Source organism: Actinosynnema mirum DSM 43827, from assembly GCF_000023245.1.
GTDB lineage: Bacteria > Actinomycetota > Actinomycetes > Mycobacteriales > Pseudonocardiaceae > Actinosynnema > Actinosynnema mirum.
This window is the reverse complement of the sequence record NC_013093.1, coordinates 2,926,540-2,942,354: the sequence shown is the minus strand read 5'-3', so window position 1 is coordinate 2,942,354 and position 15,815 is coordinate 2,926,540. Positions and strand designations below refer to the sequence as shown.

Here is a 15,815-nt window from a genome sequence, read left to right as displayed (position 1 = left end):
AACCCGGAAACCCAGACACAGCAAGGAAAAAGCCCATGATCGTCGTCACCGGGGCCACCGGCCAGCTCGGCCGCCTCGTCATCGCCGCCCTGCGGGAGCGCGGCGCCGCCGTCACCGCCGCCGTCCGCGACCTGGACAAGGCCGCCGACCTCGGCGTCCCCGCCCGCCTCGCCGACTACGACCGGCCGGAGACGCTCGTCGCCGCGTTCGAGGGGGCCACCCGCGTGCTGCTGATCTCCGGCACCGACCCGAACCGCGCCGAGCAGCACCGCGCCGTCGTGGACGCCGCCAAGGCCGCCGGGGTCGAGCTGCTCGCCTACACCTCCGTGCTGGGCGCGCCCACGAGCACGCTGGGCGTCGCGCCCGACCACGTGGCCACCGAAGAGCACATCCGCGCGTCCGGCGTGCCGTTCGCCTTCCTGCGCAACGGCTGGTACCACGAGAACTACGACCAGACCGCCCGCCAGGGCGCCGAGACCGGCGTGATCGCGGGCGCCGCGGGCAACGGCCTGGTCGCGTCCGCCGCGCGCGCCGACTACGCCGAGGCCGCCGCCGTCGTGCTGACCGGCGACGGGTTCGCGAACACCGCGCACGAGCTGTCCGGCGACACCGCCTGGGCGATGCCGGAGCTGGCCGACGCGATCGCCGCGGCCGCCGGGACCGAGGTGGTCTACCGGGACCTCCCGCTCGCCGAGCACCGCGCCTCGCTGCTCGCCGCCGGGCTGCCGGAACCGGTGGCGGACTTCGTGTCCGGCATCGACGCGTCCATCGCGCGCGGCGAGCTGGCCGCCACGCCCGGCGAGCTGAGCGCGCTGATCGGCCGCCCCACCACCCCGCTGCGCGAGTGGGCCGCCACCGCCCTGAAGCAGTCCTGATGCCGTTCCAGGCCCCTGCGGGGGCGTACGACGCGTTCCTTCCCGGCGCGCTGGAGAGCGCCCGCTCGCACCGCGGGTGGACGCCCTCGGACGGGCCGCTTCCCGCGCTGTACCTGAGCCACGGCGCGCCCCCGCTGTTCGACGACGGGCCGTGGATCGGGCAGCTGTTCGACTGGGCGCGGTCGCTGCCCAAGCCGAAGGCCGTGCTGATCGTGTCCGCGCACTGGGAGGACGCGCCGCTCGCCTTGTCCGCCCCGGCCGCCGGAACGCCGCTGGTGTACGACTTCGGCGGCTTCCACCCGCGCTACTACCGGATGCGCTACGACACCCCGGACGCGACCGCGCTGGCCCGCAGGGTCGCCGCGCTCATGCCGGACGCCGAGCCGGTGCACCAGCACCCCGCGCGCGGTCTGGACCACGGCGCGTGGGTGCCGCTCATGGCGATGCTGCCGCTGGCGGACGTGCCGGTGCTCCAGCTGTCCATGCCCACCCACGACCCGGCGCGGCTGATGGAGCTGGGCGCCAGGCTCGCACCGCTGCGGCAGGAGGGCGTGCTGCTGATCGGCTCCGGGTTCATGACGCACGGGCTGCGGTTCGCGACGCGGGAGATGTTCCTGCACAACGCCGTTCCCGTCTGGTCGGCCGACTTCGACGCGTGGGCGGCGGAGGCGCTGGGGCGCGGCGACGTGGACGAGCTGGCGGCGTTCCGCACGCGCGCGCCGGGGATGCCGTACGCGCACCCGACGCCGGACCACTTCCTGCCGATCTTCATCACGCTGGGCGCGGCGACGGACCCGGCGCAGCGCGCGGTCACCGCGATCGACGGGTACATGATGGGGTTCGCCAAGCGCTCGTTCCAGCTGGGCTGAGCCACCGCGCCCGTGCCGCGAACCGCTGCGGCACGGGCGCTCCCGCCGTCAAGTCCACTGTGGACATAGACTACCCGCGCAACCCCGACACCGCGATCCTCAGCGCCTCCCGGACGGTGTCGACCAGCCCCTCCGTGCCGCGCAGCGCCACGTGGTGCTCCACGGCGGCCCGCAGCGCGCCGTTGACGACGGCCGCGCCCACCCGCGCGTGCAGCCCGCCGGGGGGCAGCGCGGACGAGCGGGTCAGCGCGGCGGCGAACACGTCCTCCGCGTCGTGGTGCACCCGCAGCCACACCGAGCGCAGCGCCGGCTCGTCCGCCACCAGCCGCAGCAGGGCCTGCGTGGCGGGCGCGTCGGCCATCACCTCGCCCGCCGCCGCGCCCGCGCGGTCGAGCACGGTCGCGACGTCCTCGCCGAAGCGCCACTCCAGCAGGGCCGCGGCCACCACGTCCACCCCGGTGGTCAGCAGGGGCCGGACGCAGTCCTCCTTGCCCTCGCAGTAGCGCCAGAACGTGCGCGTCGAGATGCCCGCCGCCTCCGCGATGTCCTCGACCGACGTCGCGGCGACGCCCCGCGCCTCGAACAACCGGACCGCCTCGCGGGCGATGTCCAGCCTGGTCTGCGCCCTGCGCCGCTCGCTGAGCGGCGGACGGCCACCCCTGGCCGCCCCCACCTGTGGTTCCACGGGCGCACAGCCTACTATTTGGCACGACGTGACAGAGTGGCACGACGCGCCATGAACGGGCGTGACAGGAGTGGGCACATGAGCGGCAGTGGGCTGGCGGGCGTCGGCGTGATCGTGACCGGCGCGGGGTCGGGCATCGGGCGGGCGGCGGCGCTGCTCTTCGCGGCAGAAGGCGCGAAGGTGCTGGTGGCGGACCTGGCGGCGGAGGCGGCGGAGGCCACCGGAGCCACGATCCGCGAGGCGGGCGGCGTGGCCGAGGTCGTGGTGGGCGACCTCGGCGAGCAGGCCGTGGTGGACCGGGTCGTGGCGACGGCGGTGGAGTCCTTCGGCGGGGTCGGCGTGCTGGTGAACAACGCCGGGATCATGGACCGGATGAACGCGCTCGGGGACGTGGGCGACGCCGAGTGGGAGCGCGTGATCCGGGTCAACCTGACCGCCCCGTTCCTGCTCAGCCGGGCCGTCCTGCCGCACATGCTGGCGGCGGGCAAGGGCGCGATCGTGAACACCGCGTCGGAGGCGTCGCTGCGCGGGAGCGCGGCGGGCGCGGCCTACACGGCGTCCAAGCACGGCGTCGTCGGCCTGACCAAGTCGCTGGCGGTGATGTACCGCGACCAGGGCATCCGCGCGAACGCGATCGCGCCCGGCGGCACGAGGACCGGCATCGCGGTGCAGGTGGACCCGGAGGCGTCGGGCCCCAAGGTGCTGGGGCGGTACATGGGCAACCTGGGCCGGGTGTCGGAGGCCGAGGAGCAGGCGGCGGCGATCGTGTTCCTGGCGTCGGACGCGGCGAGCAGCCTCAACGGCGTGGTCCTGCCGGTGGACAACGGCTGGTCCGCGGTCTGAGGCGTCGGGTCGGGCGGGACCGGGTCGGGTGGGACCGCCGAGCCGGTCCCATCGAGCCGGTCCCGCCGAGCCGGTCCCACCCGACCACGCCGGCGCGGCCGTCAGCAGTGCCGGGACGGGTCCCGACAGCGCCGTTCCGACGCCCGGTTCCGCTTTCACGGCCGCCGCCCGTCCACCCGCGCTGCTATCCTCGGCTCCCGCCTCTGCGGTGAGGTGGCTGCTGACCCGCACCCGAGCGCAGGAGGACACCACATCGACCCGCGCACAGCGACCACCAGGGGCACACCGACCGTGGACGGCCCGACCGGTGACGCCCGGATCGACGGCTTCGAGGCCCTCACCCGCCGCCTCCTGGGCGCCCCCACCGTCCTGGGCACCCTCGAGCAGGTCGTGGACGCCGCCGTCCGCCTGGTGAGCGGAGCCGCCCTGGCCAGCGTCACCCTGCGCGACCGCGACGGCCGCTTCTCCACCCCCGTGCGCACCCACCCCGTCGCCGTGTCCCTGGACGAGGTCCAGTACCGCACCCGCTCCGGCCCCTGCCTGGACGCCGCCGTCCCCGAGGGCCCCGGTTTCGCCGCCAGCGACGACCTGGGCGCCGAGGAGCGCTGGCCGGAGTTCTCCGAGGCCGCCCACCACGAGGGCTACGACGCGATCATCTCCACCGAGCTGCTCCCCACCCCCGGCGAGGGGCTCACCGGCGCGCTCAACATCTACTCCCACGACGCCCGCGGCCTGAGCGCCGCCGACCGGCACACCGCCCTGCTGCTCGCCACGCACGCCTCGCTCGCCCTCGCGCACGCCCGCGTCGCCGAGCTGGCCGACCTCCAGCGGGCCGACCTGGCGCGCGCCGTCGACAGCCGCGACGTCATCGGCCAGGCCAAGGGCATCCTGATGACCCGGCGCGGGATCGGCGCCGACGAGGCCTTCGCGCTGCTGCGCCGCACCTCCCAGGAGCTGAACGTCAAGCTCATCGACCTCGCCCGCACCCTCACCACCAGGCACGACGAGATCGATCGGGGCTGATCGCGCCCAGGTGGTTGCGCTCAGGGCTGAGGTGAGTACCGTCGGAGGGGTAGCGGTTCAACTAGCAGCCGCGGTCCACCCACCCGCACGACGAGCACGCGGGGCAGGGCAGACCGGCGCGCTCGAACCGCTGGCCGTCCTCGTCCCGAAGAGGAGGCCCATCGTGCTCAGCATCCGACGTAGCACCGTTCCCACGACGATCACCGCCAGCTCCAGCTCCGAGGTCACCGTCGTGACCGCGACCGGCGAGCTGGACGGGGCGGTCACCGACCGGCTGCGCCACCACCTCGCCGAGGCCGTGGCCGACACCCCGCCCGCCCTGATCATCGACTTCGGCGAGGTGAGCTTCTGCTCCGCCGCCGTGCTCGGCGTGCTGGTGGAGATCACCGCCGCCGCCGAGACCGCCGACGTGCGGTGGGCGGTGGTCAGCGACCAGCGCGCGGTCCGCAGGCCCACCACGCTCAGCGGCCTTGACCCCGTCCTGCTGCCGATGACCAGCGTCCCGGAGGCGTGCGCGTCGCTGCGCACCCCCGTCGGCGTCAGCGCGTAACCGGCACCACCCCCACAGCAGCGCCCCGATCGCACCGCCGACGAGCGAGATCCGCCCGGTGGACGCGACCGGGGCGTCCGGCGCTCCGGACCCGCCCACCCCCGGCGATCCCACCCACCACGAATACCGCGCCCACGCGGATAGGCCCCCCGAGCGGGGGTAACCGGCCGCCATGAGGATCGTGGTCACGGGCGCTTCCGGGAACGTCGGCACGGCCCTGCTCCGCCGCCTGGCCGCCGAACCCGACATCGACGTGCACGGGGTGGCGCGGCGCAGGCCCGCGTTCGGCCCGGCGGAGGGGGTGGCCTGGTCGCAGGTCGACCTCGCCGAGGAGGGCTCGGAGGACGAGCTGGCCGAGATCGCCTCCGGCGCGGACGCCGTGGTGCACCTGGCCTGGAAGATCCAGCCCGGTCACGACGAGCAGGCCCTGTTCCGCACGAACGTCGCGGGCAGCAGCCGGGTGTTCACCGCCGCGCGCGACGCGGGCGTGCCGCACCTGGTGCACATGTCGTCGGTGGGGGTCTACTCCCCCGCCGTGCAGTCGCTGCGGGTGGACGAGGAGTGGCCGACCAACGGGGTGCGCACCTCCTCGTACAGCAGGCACAAGGCGGCCGTGGAGCGGCAGCTGGACGCGCTCGACGGGATCTCGGTCGCCCGCGTTCGGCCGTCGCTGATCCTGCAGCCGGACGCGGCGGCCGAGATCCACCGGTACTTCCTGGGGCTGCTGGTGCCGCCCGCGCTGTTCCGCCTGCGCCTGCCCGTGCTGCCGCTGCCCCGGCGGTTGGCGATGCAGTTCACGCACGCCGACGACGTCGCCGAGGCGCTGCTGCTGGTGCTGCGGGAGCGGTTCACCGGGGCGCTGAACGTGGCCGCCGAGCCGGTCGTGAGGCCCAAGGAGCTGGCGGCGGCGGTCGGGGCCAGGCACGTCCCGATCTCCGCGAACGCGCTGCGCACGCTGGCCAGGGCCACCTGGAAGGCCCGGTTGCAGCCGACCGCGCCGGGGTGGGTGGACCTGGCGCTGGCGTCGCCGCTGCTGGACACCGCGCGGGCCCGCGCTCTCGGCTGGACGCCCAGGTACGACGCGCGCGACGTGCTGCGGGAGTTCGTGCGCGCGCTGGGCGAGCACCGGGGCGAGTCGACCAGCCCGCCGCTCAACACCAAGCTGAGGCGCGGCGCGCGGGACCTGTGACCTGGTCGGGCGTCCCCCGGAAGTGAGCTGCTTCGCTCGCTGGGAACGCTCCGGGGTCGACCGGGCAGGTACCGGACGTGGGGCCCGATCGGGTCCCGTTCCCCGATCGGAGTCACCCGGTGCTGCCCACCCAGTCGCGCCCCACCCTGCCCGGACACCGCCGGGCCCTTCGCCGGCCCCCACCTGCCGTGGACCGTCGTCGCGGTGTCCCCGGTGGTCTACGAGTGGTCGCGCTCGGGCTTCGCGCTGATCGGCCTGAGGGTCTACCGGGTGGGCGGCGAGACGTGGCTGGCCGGGGTGCCGCCGTGTGCGCGCTGCTCGACCCCGGCCGCAGCGGCGGGATCGCCTACGCCGGCAACACCTCGATCCGGGGCGCGCTGCACCGGCTGGGGCTGCCCGGCGGGGTGGAGGTGGCGCCGTGGCTGCTGCTCGCGGCGGGCGGGGTGGCGGTGGCGTGGCTGGCGGCGCGGCGGCGCGGGCCGGTGGCGCTGCTGGCGTCGCCGATCTCCTGGTCGCACCACTGGGTGTGGGCGGCGCCCGCGCTCGTGGTGGCCGCGCACGCGGCGTGGTCGCCCTCGGCGCGCCCGGCGGTGGACCGGTCGACCGCCCGGTGGGTCGGGGTCGGGCTGGGCGTGGTGTTCCCGGCGGGTCCGCGGTGGCGGCTGCCCACCGGCGACGACCGGGAGCCGGGGTGGGCCTGGTGGGCTCGGGGTACGTGTGGTGCGCGGTGGCGGCGCTCGGCTGGCTGGCGTTCGGCGGGCGCGCGAGGGTGGCGTGACCCGGTTCACGCTGCGGCAACGCGGAGGCGGTCCGCGGGCAGGTAGGGGTGCGCGAAGCAGGGCAACCGCCTCACCGGGAGAGGTGCGAGTGGGCCTCCTGGACGAGGGTGCGGTCGAGCGGTTCTCCGTCGAGCGGCTCCACTCCGGGACGGCCGACCGGCTGCACCGGTACCTGGCGCGGCGGGTCGGCGCGGAGATCGCCGACGACCTGGTCGCGGAGGCGTTCCTGGCGCTGTGGCGCGACCGGGCGGGGAGCCCGCACGAGCCGGACGCGACCGTGGCGTGGCTGTACGGGGTGGCGACGAACCTGGTGCGCAGGCACGTGCGGACCGAGGAGCGGCGGTTACGCGCGTGAACGCGCGAGCACGCCAGGACCGTGCCGGACGAGGACCCGCTGGGGCGGGTGGCCGACGTCGCCGACGCCGAGGCGCTGACCGGTCCGCTGCGGCGGATGCTGGCCGACCTGCCGCGCGAGCAGCGGGACGCGCCGACCCTGGTGGCGTGGGGCGAGCTGACGCCCGCGCAGGTGTCGGCGGCGCTCGGGATCGGCGAGAACACCGTGCGCACCAGGCCGCACCGGGCGCGCGCGAAGCTGCGGGCGGGGATCGGCGCGCGCCTGGACCGGGAGAGGACGGGCGATGTCTGACCGCGAGGACGTCGGGCCCGCCGACGGCGGCGGACGGCGACCGGAGGAGCTGGACCGGTTGCTGGACCGGGCGCTGGGGCTGGCGGGGCGGACGAGCCGGGGATGTCGGACGCGGCGCGCGAGCGGGGGTTGAGCGCGCTGCGGGCGGTGACGTGGGGGGCGGACGGGGGGCGGTCGGGCGGCGGCGGGGGTGGTGGTTCGGGGCTCGGCGTGACGGCGCGGGGTCTGGCGGCACGGACCCGTTCGGCGCGGACGGGTACGGCGCGGGCCTTGGCCGGGGCCGGGGCGGGCGGGCCAAGGTGCTGCTCGGCGCCGATGTGGAGGCCGCCTCCGCGTTGCAGCGGGTCGCCGAGCTGGTGGTGGAACCGCCGAAGACCGGTTACCGGTACGTGCGGAGCACCTACCAGGACCTGCACGTGCTGGAACCCGCCGGGACCGTCTACCTGAGCACCAGCGTCCAGGAGCGGTGGGTGCCCGACGACCTCACCCAGGAGTGGGTGGAACGGTTCACCAGGGACATCGAGGTGGAGTGGTTGCCGGGGCGTGAGGGTGAGGGCGCGCCGCCCGCCGAGCACGGGCGGGAGGTGCGGCGCGGGGCGCGCGGGCAGTTCCCCGAGCTGCCGGAGGACCGGTGCGCGCAGGGGTCGTGGGACAACCCGATCCCCTCGTTCACGTCCGGGCTGCCGAGCGATCCGGACGAGCTGTGCCAGCGGTTGCGGGCGAGCGCGTGGAAGGGCGCGCCCGAGGAGATCCTGGTGCTCGTCGAGCACGCGCTGGGCAGCGGGATGCTGCCCGCGTCCACGCAGGCCTCGCTGCTGCGGGCGCTGGCGCGGGTGCCGGGGCTGCGGGTCCACGAGGACAGCGTGATCACGCTGGAGGACCGGCGCGGCACGGCGTTCGGGGTCAGGGTGGACCGGGACTGGCACGAGATCCTGATCGACCCCCGCGACCGGCGCGCTGCTGGGCACCCGGCAGCTGGTGGCCGTGCAGGGCGGGCCGCTGATGGCGGGCTCGTGGCGGTCGACCAGTTCCACCACAGTGGAGTCGGTGACCCCGAACGAGGTCTCCTGATCGAGCGCGGTCCGCTTGCCCTTCCGGGTGCCCCCAGTCCGGCGTCCCCAGGTCGAGGCGTCACACCGGGAAGCGCACCCCGTGAGCCGCTCGGACAGCTCCCACAGCCCGCGCTGGGCGTCCTCGTCGCGCGCCCGCGCCGTGACCACGCCCGCGCTGTTGACCAGCAGGTCGACCCGCTCGTGCCGTCCGATCAGCTCGTCGGCGGCGTCGCGCACGGACGTGAGCGAGGCGAGGTCGAGCTTGAGCACCTCGACGCGCCCGTCGATGCGGGTGACCGCGTCCCGCGCCCGCCCGAGGTGCCGGCAGGCGAGCACGACCAGCGCCCCCTTGCGGGCGAGCGCCCGCGCCACCGCGAACCCGATGCCGTTGCTGCCCCCGGTCACCACCGCGACCCGTCCGCGCTGGTCGGGAACGTCCTGCTCCGCCCACTCGGCCATGAGCTGAATGAACCACCGCGGAGGGGGCGCCGGGACAGTGCCTGAAGGCGGTGCCCCGGAGGGGCGTTCAGCTCACCCGCCGTGACCGGACGCGCCCCTTCACTCCGGAACCGTCCCCCCGAACGAGTTCAACGCGCGTTCCACAGCCGAAAGCGCCGCGCCGGTCGGGAGCCCCAGCTCGCGCACCACCCCCGCGAACCGCCCGGCCGCCTCGTCCAGCAGGGCCGCCCGCTCAGCCGAGGCGGCGTCGTCACCCCGCTCGGCGACCACGGTCCCGTTGGCCCGAGCCGTGCGCACCCACCCGCCGAGTTCGAGCTCGCGGTACGCGCGGGCGATGGTGCCGGGCGCGAGCCCGAGGTCCCGTGCGAGCCGCCGGATGGGCGGCAACCGCGCGCCCCCGGCCAGCGCCCCCGCGTCGACGAGCCGGATCACCTGGTCGTGCACCTGCCGCCAGGGCGCGACCCCGCTCCCGGTGTCGACGACCACGCGCAGCGACGTCACCGAACCCGCTCCCCCACCCGCACCACCAACAACCACCCGAGCAACAGGCCGTGCAGCACAACCGCCCACACCGGCACGAGGTCGAACACCCCACGCCGCTCCAACGAAGCCTCCCGCCGAGTCCCGCTCACCGGCCGCTGCGCGACCACCTCCCCGAGCACCCCACCGAGCAGCACCGGCAGCAACCACGCCTGCCCGGCGTCACTCGCCGCAGGCAGCCCGAGCACCTCGGAGAGCAGGGGAATCCCGAAGATCAGCACCGGATACCAGAGCCTGCGCCGCCGCAGGTACCGCAACGCCACCCCGACCTGCCGCTCGTCAGGCTCGGCAACCCCCCACCGCCGCAGCACCGCGACGCCCTTCTTGGGCTCGGGCCACAGCAGCACCACGAGGGCGAGCGCCAGCACGTTGTCGAGCGGTACAACAACCCCTCCTCGGACGCCGACAAGACCAATGTCACACATAGGGCGGGACGAGCTACTTCACCGCTATGAGTACACAGTGGACAGTTGATCCACCAAGACGACCGAGTCGGTTCAAGAAGTCGGCAGTGGGGGCAACTCGACGTGACGAATGGCCCACGCCTACAGGCTGCCCCTCCCTGAAGGGCTCGCCAAAACCAAAAGGAACAACTTTCGAGTGCGAGCAGAATTTGTTCGCGGCTTACCCATTGGGAATTACGCAGAGTTGCCCGCCTCGGCGGTTTGCCCTACCGGCGGCCCTCAAGATTGACAAGAACCCCGCAGCGAAAAGACCCGCAAGGTACGCTTCCAGCGCTTGGAATTCCCACGCCTTGCGCGCGCTTCACGGGAAGAGTGGCTGCACCTACCGGTCAGCACCGTCGGCTGGGGCAAGTTCTTCACCGGCCTGCTGCTGGTGCTCCAAGCGCTGGTGTGGGCCGCCGCGACGTTGGCCGTGGCCGCCTACACCGGCTTGATCCGCAAACCGGCCTGAACCACCCGGTCCCCGCCCGGTCCTGTCAGCCCGGCCCCGTCAGCCCGTCACCGGCGCCAACAACAACCCCGTGATCGCGTCCACCAACCCGGTGGCCGCGTCGTCCCAGCTGCCGCGCGGCGTCACCACGCCCTCCGCCAGCGCCCGCTCCCGCTCCGCGACCACGTGCACCATCAGGTGCCGCAGCATCTGCGCCCGGTCCAGCCGCGCCTGCGCGGGCACCTCGCCGGGCAGGCTGCGCTGCAACCCCTCCAGCACCAGCCGCATCCCCGGCGTCGCCAGCGCCTCCTCGGACATGATCGCCCGAAACGCCGGGTCGGTCATCACCTGCGCGCCGAACCGGGCGTACCAGGTCGGCCCGCCGAGCGAGTCCAGGTGCGTCGTCACCGGCCTGACCAGGCAGTCCACCCACTCCCGCAGGCCCGCCCCGTCCCCAACCGCCTCCACCATGGCCAGCCGCAGCCGCTCCATGGGCTCGGTGTGCTTGACGATGATCGCCCGCACCAGGTCGGCCTTGGCGCCGAAGTGGTAGCCGACCGCCGCGTTGTTGCCCTGACCGGCGGACGCGCTGATCTGGCGGTTGGACACCGCGTACAGGCCGTGCTCGGCGAACAGGCGCTCCGCCGTGGCCAGGATCTGCTGGCGCGTCGAGTCGACCTGCGCCGCCCGCGCACCCCTTCCGACCACGGTCTTCACAGCTGCCTACGGTACATCCCCACCCCTGCCGCAGCCCCTCCGGCACGCCACCCGGCCGTCCCGAGTGGACGGCCGCGCGGCGTTCGGCGCAGCGCCGAGGACGCCGAACGGGCGACACCCCCGGCGAGCGCGCCCACGAAAACCCGCCCCCGACCCCGGACCATCCATTAAGGACGGTCTGGGAACGACCTCAGGCCCCGGAACCCACGTGCTCGACCTCGGCCGCGCGCAGCCGACGGCGTCCCTGCACCAGGTCCACCAGCCCCACGACGAGCGCCAGCAGGATCAGCCCGATGGTCACCAGCAGGCTGGTGGTGATCGCGTGGTCCCACCCGCCACCGCCCAGCGCTGCGAAGAACACCGCGCCCGCCGCCGAGATCCCGATCGCCGACCCGATCCGCTGCCCGGTCTGGAGCACGCCCGCGGCGGTGCCGCTCTGCCTCGGCGGCACGTCGTGCAGCGCCAGGGTCTGGTTCGGGGCGATGACCAGGCCGTTGCCGATGCCCGCCACGAGCATCGGCAGGGCGATCGCGAGCCCGATGCGCTCGGGCGCGCCGCGCAGCACCAGGTCGACCACGACCAGCCCGGCGGCCTCCAGCGCGAGGCCGACCACGACGACGACCCGGCCGTGCCGCCCGACGAGCCTGCCGCCGATCGCGGCGGCCGTCGCGCCGCCCACCGAGTACGTGGTCAGCGCGAGCCCGGCCTGCAGCGGCGTGTACCCGTGGCCCTGCTGCAGGAACAGGGTGAGCACGAAGAAGATCGAGGTGAACCCGGCGAAGTAGACCAGCCCGAGCGCCACGCCCGTCGAGTAGCCGCGGGTGCGCAGGAGCGCGAAGTCCACCAGCGGGTGCCCGTGGCGGCGCTTGGCCGCGCGCTCCCACGGCACGAACACCGCCACCAGCGCCACCGCGACCCCGATCAGCCACCACGGGGCGGTGGCCGGGTCGTGCTCGGACAGCACGAGCGGCAGCATCAGCGACACGACCGCGCCGCCCAGCAGCACCGCGCCGACCGCGTCCAGCGGCTTGCGGGCGCCACCGCGCGCGGCGGGCCGGTCGCGGGGCAGCAGGCGCAGGCCGAGCACCAGGGCGAGCGCGCCGAGGGGCAGGTTCACGTAGAACACCCAGCGCCACCCGCCCGCGCCGCCGCCCCACTGGAGCAGCAGGCCGCCGAGCAGCGGGCCGACCGCCGTGGACAGCCCGACCACCGCGCCGAACAGGCCGAACGCCTTGCCGCGCTCGCGACCGGGGAACAGCTGCTGGATGAACCCGGCGACCTGCGGGTTGAGCAGGCCCGCCGCGACGCCCTGGAGCAGGCGGGCGACCACCAGCCAGGTCCCGTCCGGGGCGAGTCCGGCGAGGGCGCTGGTGAGGGTGAACAGGGCGAGCGCGATCAGGAACATCCGGCGGCGGCCCAGGTCGTCGCCGAGGCGGCCGGCGGAGACCAGGACGAGGCCGAAGGCGAGCGCGTACCCGGTGACCACCCAGGACAGCTCGGCGGTGGTGGCGCCGATGTCGCGCTGGATGGAGGGCAGTGCGACGTTGACGATGGTGACGTCGAGCAGGGTCATGAACCCGGCGAGCAGGCACACCGCGAGCGCGCGCCAGCGCTGGGGATCGGGCTCCTGCCCGCCAGGGCGCTGCGGGTCGGGCTGCCGGGAGTCGGGCTGCCGGGAGTCGGGCTGCTGCGGGTCGGGCTGCGCGGGGCGGTTCCCGCCGGGGGGCGGCTGGTCCGGTCGCCGCTGGTCGGCGCGGCGTGGGGGCGTGCTCATGCGGGGGCGCTCCGGGGACTGGCGGGGATCGGGGAGGGGGCGGTGGCCGCTGCGGGCTCGACCGGCCGCCCGGTCGACCCTAGCCGCCGCGAAGACCCCGCCCACCGCCCTCGCCGCGCGTGAGGTGACGCACATTTCCCGTCCCCGACCGGGGAAACGCCGCGTTCCGCACCAAAAGGGACGCACCGGATCGCGCGCCGCCGGAATACCCGCGCGCACCCGCGAGGTTGCCACTGGGGTGGAACAGACACAGCTGCAGGCGGACCCCGCCGAGGGCGTGACCGAGGAGGAGCCGACCGGCCTGGTCGTGCTGGGCGGGACCGACGCGCAGGCGTGCGGCGTGGACGGGGTGTGCCGGTGAGCGCCGTGCGGGTCGAGGTGTGGTCGGACATCGTCTGCCCGTGGTGCTACATCGGCAAGCGGCGCTTCGAGGGCGCGCTCGCCGAGTTCGACGGCGAGGTCGAGGTCGAGTGGCGCAGCTTCCAGCTCGACCCGAACGCGCCCGTGGGCAGGTTCCTGCCGACGCCGGAGCACCTCTCGGCCAAGATGGGCGCCTCCCGCGAGCAGGTCGAGGGCATGATGGGCCAGGTCACGGCGGTCGCCGCCGAGGTCGGCCTGGAGTACGACCTGATGAACTCGGTCTCGCTGAACACGTTCGACGCGCACCGGGTGCTGCACCTGGCGAAGTCGCACGGCCTGGGCACCGTCGCGCACGAGCGGCTGATGCGGGCCAACCTGGTCGAGGCCAGGACCCTGGACACCCCGACGCTGGTCGAGCTGGCCGCCGGGATCGGGGTGCCCGCGCAGGAGACCGAGCGGGTGCTGGCCGGTGACGAGTACGCGCACGAGGTGCGGGAGGACTTCTCGCAGGCGCGCAGGTACGGCGTGTCGGGCGTGCCGTTCTTCGTGCTGAACAGCGCCTACGGCGTGTCCGGCGCGCAGCCGACCGAGGTGTTCGCGCAGGCGCTCCGGCAGGCCGCGCAGGGCTGATCCACAACCGCTCCCACCACACCGCCGCGCGGGTTCCCGACCAGGGGACCCGCGCGGTGGCGTCTCACGCGTCGAGCGCGGCGCCGAAGACCGCGTGGGCGGCCTCGTCGAACAGCACGAACCGCACCAGCTCCACGCCCGGCGCGTCGGCCTCGGCGACGGCGGCGACCGCGATCCGGGCCGCCGAGTCGAGCGGCCAGCGGAAGATGCCGGTGGAGATCGCCGGGAACGCCACGGTCCGCGCGCCCAGCTCGGCGGCGACGCGCAGCGAGTTGCGGTGGCAGTCGGCGAGCAGCTCGGAGCGGTCCTCGTCGGCGGAGAACACCGGTCCGACGGTGTGCACGACCCAGCGCGCGGGCATCCGCCCGGCCGTGGTGGCGACCGCCTGCCCGGTGGGCAGCCCGCCCCCGAGGTGACCGGCGCGCAGCTCGCGGCACGCGGCGAGGATCTCCGGGCCGCCCGCGCGGTGGATGGCGCCGTCGACGCCGCCACCGCCGAGCAGGGAGGAGTTGGCCGCGTTCACGACGACGTCGGTGTCCTGCTGGGTGAGGTCGCCGACCACGCACTCGATCCTGGGCATCCCCCGATCCTGCCACGCGCGCGGACGGGTCCCCGGTCCGCCGAACGCGTGGCGCGGGTCCCCCGACCGGTTCCCGCGCGGGCTCACCGGCGCAGGTCGACCAGGTCCGGTCGCAGCGCGAGCACCAGGTACTCGTGGGCGTGCGCGAACCACGCCTCCACCATCACCCGCTCCGGTCCCGGCCGCCGGGGCAGCCTGCGGGCCAGCGGGAGGGCGATCAGCCAGTCGTCCACCTCGGCGCGGGTGAGCACGAACGGGGTGGGCGTGGCGCAGCGCTCCAGCGCCCTGCGGACCGGCGCGGCGTCGCGCAGCTCGGCGGCGTGGCGGGCGCGGAAGTCCTCCGACTCGGCGCGGGACGGGCAGGCGTCGGGGTACAGCGCGGCGAGGACGTCGCGCGGCGGCCTGCGGCGCAGCAGCGAGCGGCGCGGCTCCGGGTAGACGTCGTCCTCCAGGAAGCGCGAGAGCAGCCCGAGGTGGTGGGCCAGGGTGCGCGCGACGTTGTCGGACATGCGCACCAGCACCCCGTCGCCCACCGGTGAGGCGTCGAAGTGGTCGAGCTCGTGGTTCACCCGGCGGGCCGGAGGGCGGCGTGCAGCCCGTGCCGCTGCAACCGCACCACGAGCTCCTCGGCGGGGTCCCGGTCGGCGAACTCGGCGACCGGGACGCTGCCCTCGGTGTGCAGGCGCCACGCGGCGCCCTCGGCGTCGAGGCCGCAGTGGGCGGCGAGCGCGTAGCCGGCGGTGGTGAGGGTGTTGACGTCGTCGTCCAGCACGACCACCCGCCACCCGTCCGAGCGCACGGGGCCCACGGGGTCAGCGCTGCCGTATGACGGTGGCGAAGTCGGTGGTGCCCGCGCCGATGCGGTGCTCGCCGACGTGGATGACGACCCGGTCGCCCGCCAGCTCCGCGGCGATCCGGACCAGCACGACCCGACCCCTGCCCGCGAGGTCGTCGGCCAGCTCGCCGGTGGCGCGCACGAGCGCGCCGGGGTCGATCCCGGCCGCGGCGAGCCAGCGGTCGAGCGCGGCGCGGGCGCACGGCAGCAGGTTCGGCTCGGAGGGGACGGTGAGGTTGAGCGGAATGGGCGCCGCACCGCCACGCGGCGCGGGCACGGCGATGTCGACGGGTTGTGCGCTCATCTGCCCTCCCCGATCTCGACGACAGCCCTCCTGGAATACCAGGGGGTACCCAGGATGGCAGGCGGGGTCACCTGTTCGCGCGTCCGAACAGCCGCACTACCCCGGCAGAGTGTCCACCCGGACGGGGCATGGCGTGCCACCGGGGTGGTGGTATCGATCAAGTAGGGGGCGGGCGCCGGCGGGGTGGCGCTGGGGAACCGGGTGCGGAACG

Annotated in this window: 22 protein-coding genes and 1 pseudogene; 13 read left to right on the top strand and 10 right to left on the bottom strand. The window is 75.0% G+C overall.

Annotated elements, in window-relative coordinates; genetic code table 11:
- The first annotated feature begins 35 nt into the window (after positions 1-35).
- Positions 36-875: an SDR family oxidoreductase gene (locus AMIR_RS13045; RefSeq protein WP_015801436.1), complete on the top strand. Its 840-nt coding sequence runs from the start codon at positions 36-38 to the stop codon at positions 873-875.
- Positions 875-1,744: a dioxygenase family protein gene (locus tag AMIR_RS13040; protein ID WP_015801435.1), complete on the top strand. Its 870-nt coding sequence runs from the start codon at positions 875-877 to the stop codon at positions 1,742-1,744. Before AMIR_RS13045 ends, AMIR_RS13040 begins: the two co-directional genes overlap by 1 nt.
- Positions 1,745-1,814: 70 nt before the next feature.
- On the opposite strand, the gene AMIR_RS13035 is transcribed toward AMIR_RS13040, so the two are convergent.
- Entirely contained in the window at positions 1,815-2,429 is a 615-nt protein-coding gene (locus tag AMIR_RS13035) for a TetR/AcrR family transcriptional regulator (RefSeq protein ID WP_015801434.1), read from the bottom strand.
- A gap of 78 nt (positions 2,430-2,507) precedes the next feature.
- Between AMIR_RS13035 and AMIR_RS13030 the strand changes: the two genes are divergently transcribed.
- From AMIR_RS13030 to AMIR_RS40200, 8 genes are all read left to right on the top strand, one after another.
- Entirely contained in the window at positions 2,508-3,272 is a 765-nt protein-coding gene (locus AMIR_RS13030; protein WP_015801433.1) for an SDR family NAD(P)-dependent oxidoreductase, read from the top strand.
- A 213-nt stretch (positions 3,273-3,485) separates the two neighbouring features.
- Entirely contained in the window at positions 3,486-4,295 is an 810-nt protein-coding gene (locus AMIR_RS13025) for a GAF and ANTAR domain-containing protein (RefSeq protein ID WP_245554611.1), read from the top strand.
- 163 nt (positions 4,296-4,458) lie between these two features.
- On the top strand, positions 4,459-4,845 hold the full coding sequence (locus tag AMIR_RS13020) for an STAS domain-containing protein (protein ID WP_015801431.1): 387 nt from the start codon (positions 4,459-4,461) through the stop codon (positions 4,843-4,845).
- A 172-nt stretch (positions 4,846-5,017) separates the two neighbouring features.
- A complete protein-coding gene (locus tag AMIR_RS13015) occupies positions 5,018-6,034 on the top strand; it encodes an NAD-dependent epimerase/dehydratase family protein (protein ID WP_015801430.1) in 1,017 nt (338 codons plus the stop codon).
- A 284-nt stretch (positions 6,035-6,318) separates the two neighbouring features.
- Positions 6,319-6,858 (top strand): glycosyltransferase family protein, encoded by a 540-nt coding sequence (locus AMIR_RS39085; protein ID WP_143760715.1) that lies wholly within the window; start codon positions 6,319-6,321, stop codon positions 6,856-6,858.
- A 43-nt stretch (positions 6,859-6,901) separates the two neighbouring features.
- On the top strand, positions 6,902-7,168 hold the full coding sequence (locus tag AMIR_RS40205) for an RNA polymerase sigma factor (protein ID WP_015801429.1): 267 nt from the start codon (positions 6,902-6,904) through the stop codon (positions 7,166-7,168).
- Between the two features lie 21 nt (positions 7,169-7,189).
- Positions 7,190-7,459: an RNA polymerase sigma factor gene (locus AMIR_RS35605; protein WP_015801428.1), complete on the top strand. Its 270-nt coding sequence runs from the start codon at positions 7,190-7,192 to the stop codon at positions 7,457-7,459.
- The gene (locus AMIR_RS40200) at positions 7,452-7,592 is read left to right on the top strand and encodes a hypothetical protein (protein WP_015801427.1); all 141 of its coding nucleotides are present in this window, start codon (positions 7,452-7,454) and stop codon (positions 7,590-7,592) included. Before AMIR_RS35605 ends, AMIR_RS40200 begins: the two co-directional genes overlap by 8 nt.
- A 1,108-nt stretch (positions 7,593-8,700) precedes the next feature.
- On the opposite strand, the pseudogene AMIR_RS43205 reads toward AMIR_RS40200, so the two are convergent.
- The 3 genes and pseudogenes from AMIR_RS43205 to AMIR_RS12990 form a co-directional block, all read right to left on the bottom strand.
- Positions 8,701-8,970 (bottom strand): annotated as a pseudogene (locus tag AMIR_RS43205) (SDR family NAD(P)-dependent oxidoreductase); the annotation flags it as partial.
- A 99-nt stretch (positions 8,971-9,069) separates the two neighbouring features.
- Positions 9,070-9,471 (bottom strand): GntR family transcriptional regulator, encoded by a 402-nt coding sequence (locus AMIR_RS12995; RefSeq protein WP_015801425.1) that lies wholly within the window; start codon positions 9,469-9,471, stop codon positions 9,070-9,072.
- Positions 9,468-9,878 (bottom strand): hypothetical protein, encoded by a 411-nt coding sequence (locus AMIR_RS12990; RefSeq protein ID WP_015801424.1) that lies wholly within the window; start codon positions 9,876-9,878, stop codon positions 9,468-9,470. Before AMIR_RS12990 ends, AMIR_RS12995 begins: the two co-directional genes overlap by 4 nt.
- Before the next feature lie 370 nt (positions 9,879-10,248).
- Here AMIR_RS12990 and AMIR_RS40195 point away from each other — a divergent pair, with 370 nt between their 5' ends.
- Complete coding sequence (locus tag AMIR_RS40195) at positions 10,249-10,425, top strand: hypothetical protein (RefSeq protein ID WP_187313508.1); 177 nt, start codon at positions 10,249-10,251, stop codon at positions 10,423-10,425.
- Between the two features lie 39 nt (positions 10,426-10,464).
- Here the strand turns inward: AMIR_RS40195 and AMIR_RS12985 are convergent, their stop codons facing one another.
- Together AMIR_RS12985 and AMIR_RS12980 are read right to left on the bottom strand one after the other, a co-directional pair.
- Complete coding sequence (locus tag AMIR_RS12985; protein WP_015801423.1) at positions 10,465-11,121, bottom strand: TetR/AcrR family transcriptional regulator; 657 nt, start codon at positions 11,119-11,121, stop codon at positions 10,465-10,467.
- A 190-nt stretch (positions 11,122-11,311) separates the two neighbouring features.
- On the bottom strand, positions 11,312-12,895 hold the full coding sequence (locus AMIR_RS12980) for a DHA2 family efflux MFS transporter permease subunit (protein ID WP_015801422.1): 1,584 nt from the start codon (positions 12,893-12,895) through the stop codon (positions 11,312-11,314).
- 238 nt (positions 12,896-13,133) lie between these two features.
- Here AMIR_RS12980 and AMIR_RS42715 point away from each other — a divergent pair, with 238 nt between their 5' ends.
- Together AMIR_RS42715 and AMIR_RS12975 are read left to right on the top strand one after the other, a co-directional pair.
- Complete coding sequence (locus tag AMIR_RS42715) at positions 13,134-13,256, top strand: hypothetical protein (RefSeq protein ID WP_015801421.1); 123 nt, start codon at positions 13,134-13,136, stop codon at positions 13,254-13,256.
- Entirely contained in the window at positions 13,253-13,885 is a 633-nt protein-coding gene (locus AMIR_RS12975) for a DsbA family oxidoreductase (RefSeq protein ID WP_425358868.1), read from the top strand. Before AMIR_RS42715 ends, AMIR_RS12975 begins: the two co-directional genes overlap by 4 nt.
- Before the next feature lie 64 nt (positions 13,886-13,949).
- On the opposite strand, the gene AMIR_RS12970 is transcribed toward AMIR_RS12975, so the two are convergent.
- The 4 genes from AMIR_RS12970 to AMIR_RS12955 all read right to left on the bottom strand — a co-directional run bounded on the left by AMIR_RS12970 (position 13,950) and on the right by AMIR_RS12955 (position 15,604).
- Entirely contained in the window at positions 13,950-14,465 is a 516-nt protein-coding gene (locus tag AMIR_RS12970; RefSeq protein ID WP_015801419.1) for an O-acetyl-ADP-ribose deacetylase, read from the bottom strand.
- Positions 14,466-14,548: 83 nt separating this feature from the next.
- Positions 14,549-15,034: a hypothetical protein gene (locus AMIR_RS12965; RefSeq protein WP_015801418.1), complete on the bottom strand. Its 486-nt coding sequence runs from the start codon at positions 15,032-15,034 to the stop codon at positions 14,549-14,551.
- A complete protein-coding gene (locus AMIR_RS12960) occupies positions 15,031-15,273 on the bottom strand; it encodes an ATP-dependent Clp protease adaptor ClpS (RefSeq protein ID WP_015801417.1) in 243 nt (80 codons plus the stop codon). The genes AMIR_RS12965 and AMIR_RS12960 overlap by 4 nt, the downstream gene beginning before the upstream one ends.
- A 4-nt stretch (positions 15,274-15,277) precedes the next feature.
- Complete coding sequence (locus AMIR_RS12955; protein ID WP_015801416.1) at positions 15,278-15,604, bottom strand: hypothetical protein; 327 nt, start codon at positions 15,602-15,604, stop codon at positions 15,278-15,280.
- Between the last annotated feature and the right edge of the window lie 211 nt (positions 15,605-15,815).

What these genes read in the sequence shown, in the direction of transcription:
- AMIR_RS12955 (WP_015801416.1), bottom strand. Translation starts at nt 15,604, where the DNA reads ATGAGCGCACAACCCGTCGACATCGCCGTGCCCGCGCCGCGTGGCGGT.
- AMIR_RS13015 (WP_015801430.1), top strand. Translation starts at nt 5,018, where the DNA reads ATGAGGATCGTGGTCACGGGCGCTTCCGGGAACGTCGGCACGGCCCTG.
- AMIR_RS13030 (WP_015801433.1), top strand. Translation starts at nt 2,508, where the DNA reads ATGAGCGGCAGTGGGCTGGCGGGCGTCGGCGTGATCGTGACCGGCGCG.
- AMIR_RS12980 (WP_015801422.1), bottom strand. Translation starts at nt 12,895, where the DNA reads ATGAGCACGCCCCCACGCCGCGCCGACCAGCGGCGACCGGACCAGCCG.
- AMIR_RS13040 (WP_015801435.1), top strand. Translation starts at nt 875, where the DNA reads ATGCCGTTCCAGGCCCCTGCGGGGGCGTACGACGCGTTCCTTCCCGGC.
- AMIR_RS13045 (WP_015801436.1), top strand. Translation starts at nt 36, where the DNA reads ATGATCGTCGTCACCGGGGCCACCGGCCAGCTCGGCCGCCTCGTCATC.
- AMIR_RS12970 (WP_015801419.1), bottom strand. Translation starts at nt 14,465, where the DNA reads ATGCCCAGGATCGAGTGCGTGGTCGGCGACCTCACCCAGCAGGACACC.
- AMIR_RS40200 (WP_015801427.1), top strand. Translation starts at nt 7,452, where the DNA reads ATGTCTGACCGCGAGGACGTCGGGCCCGCCGACGGCGGCGGACGGCGA.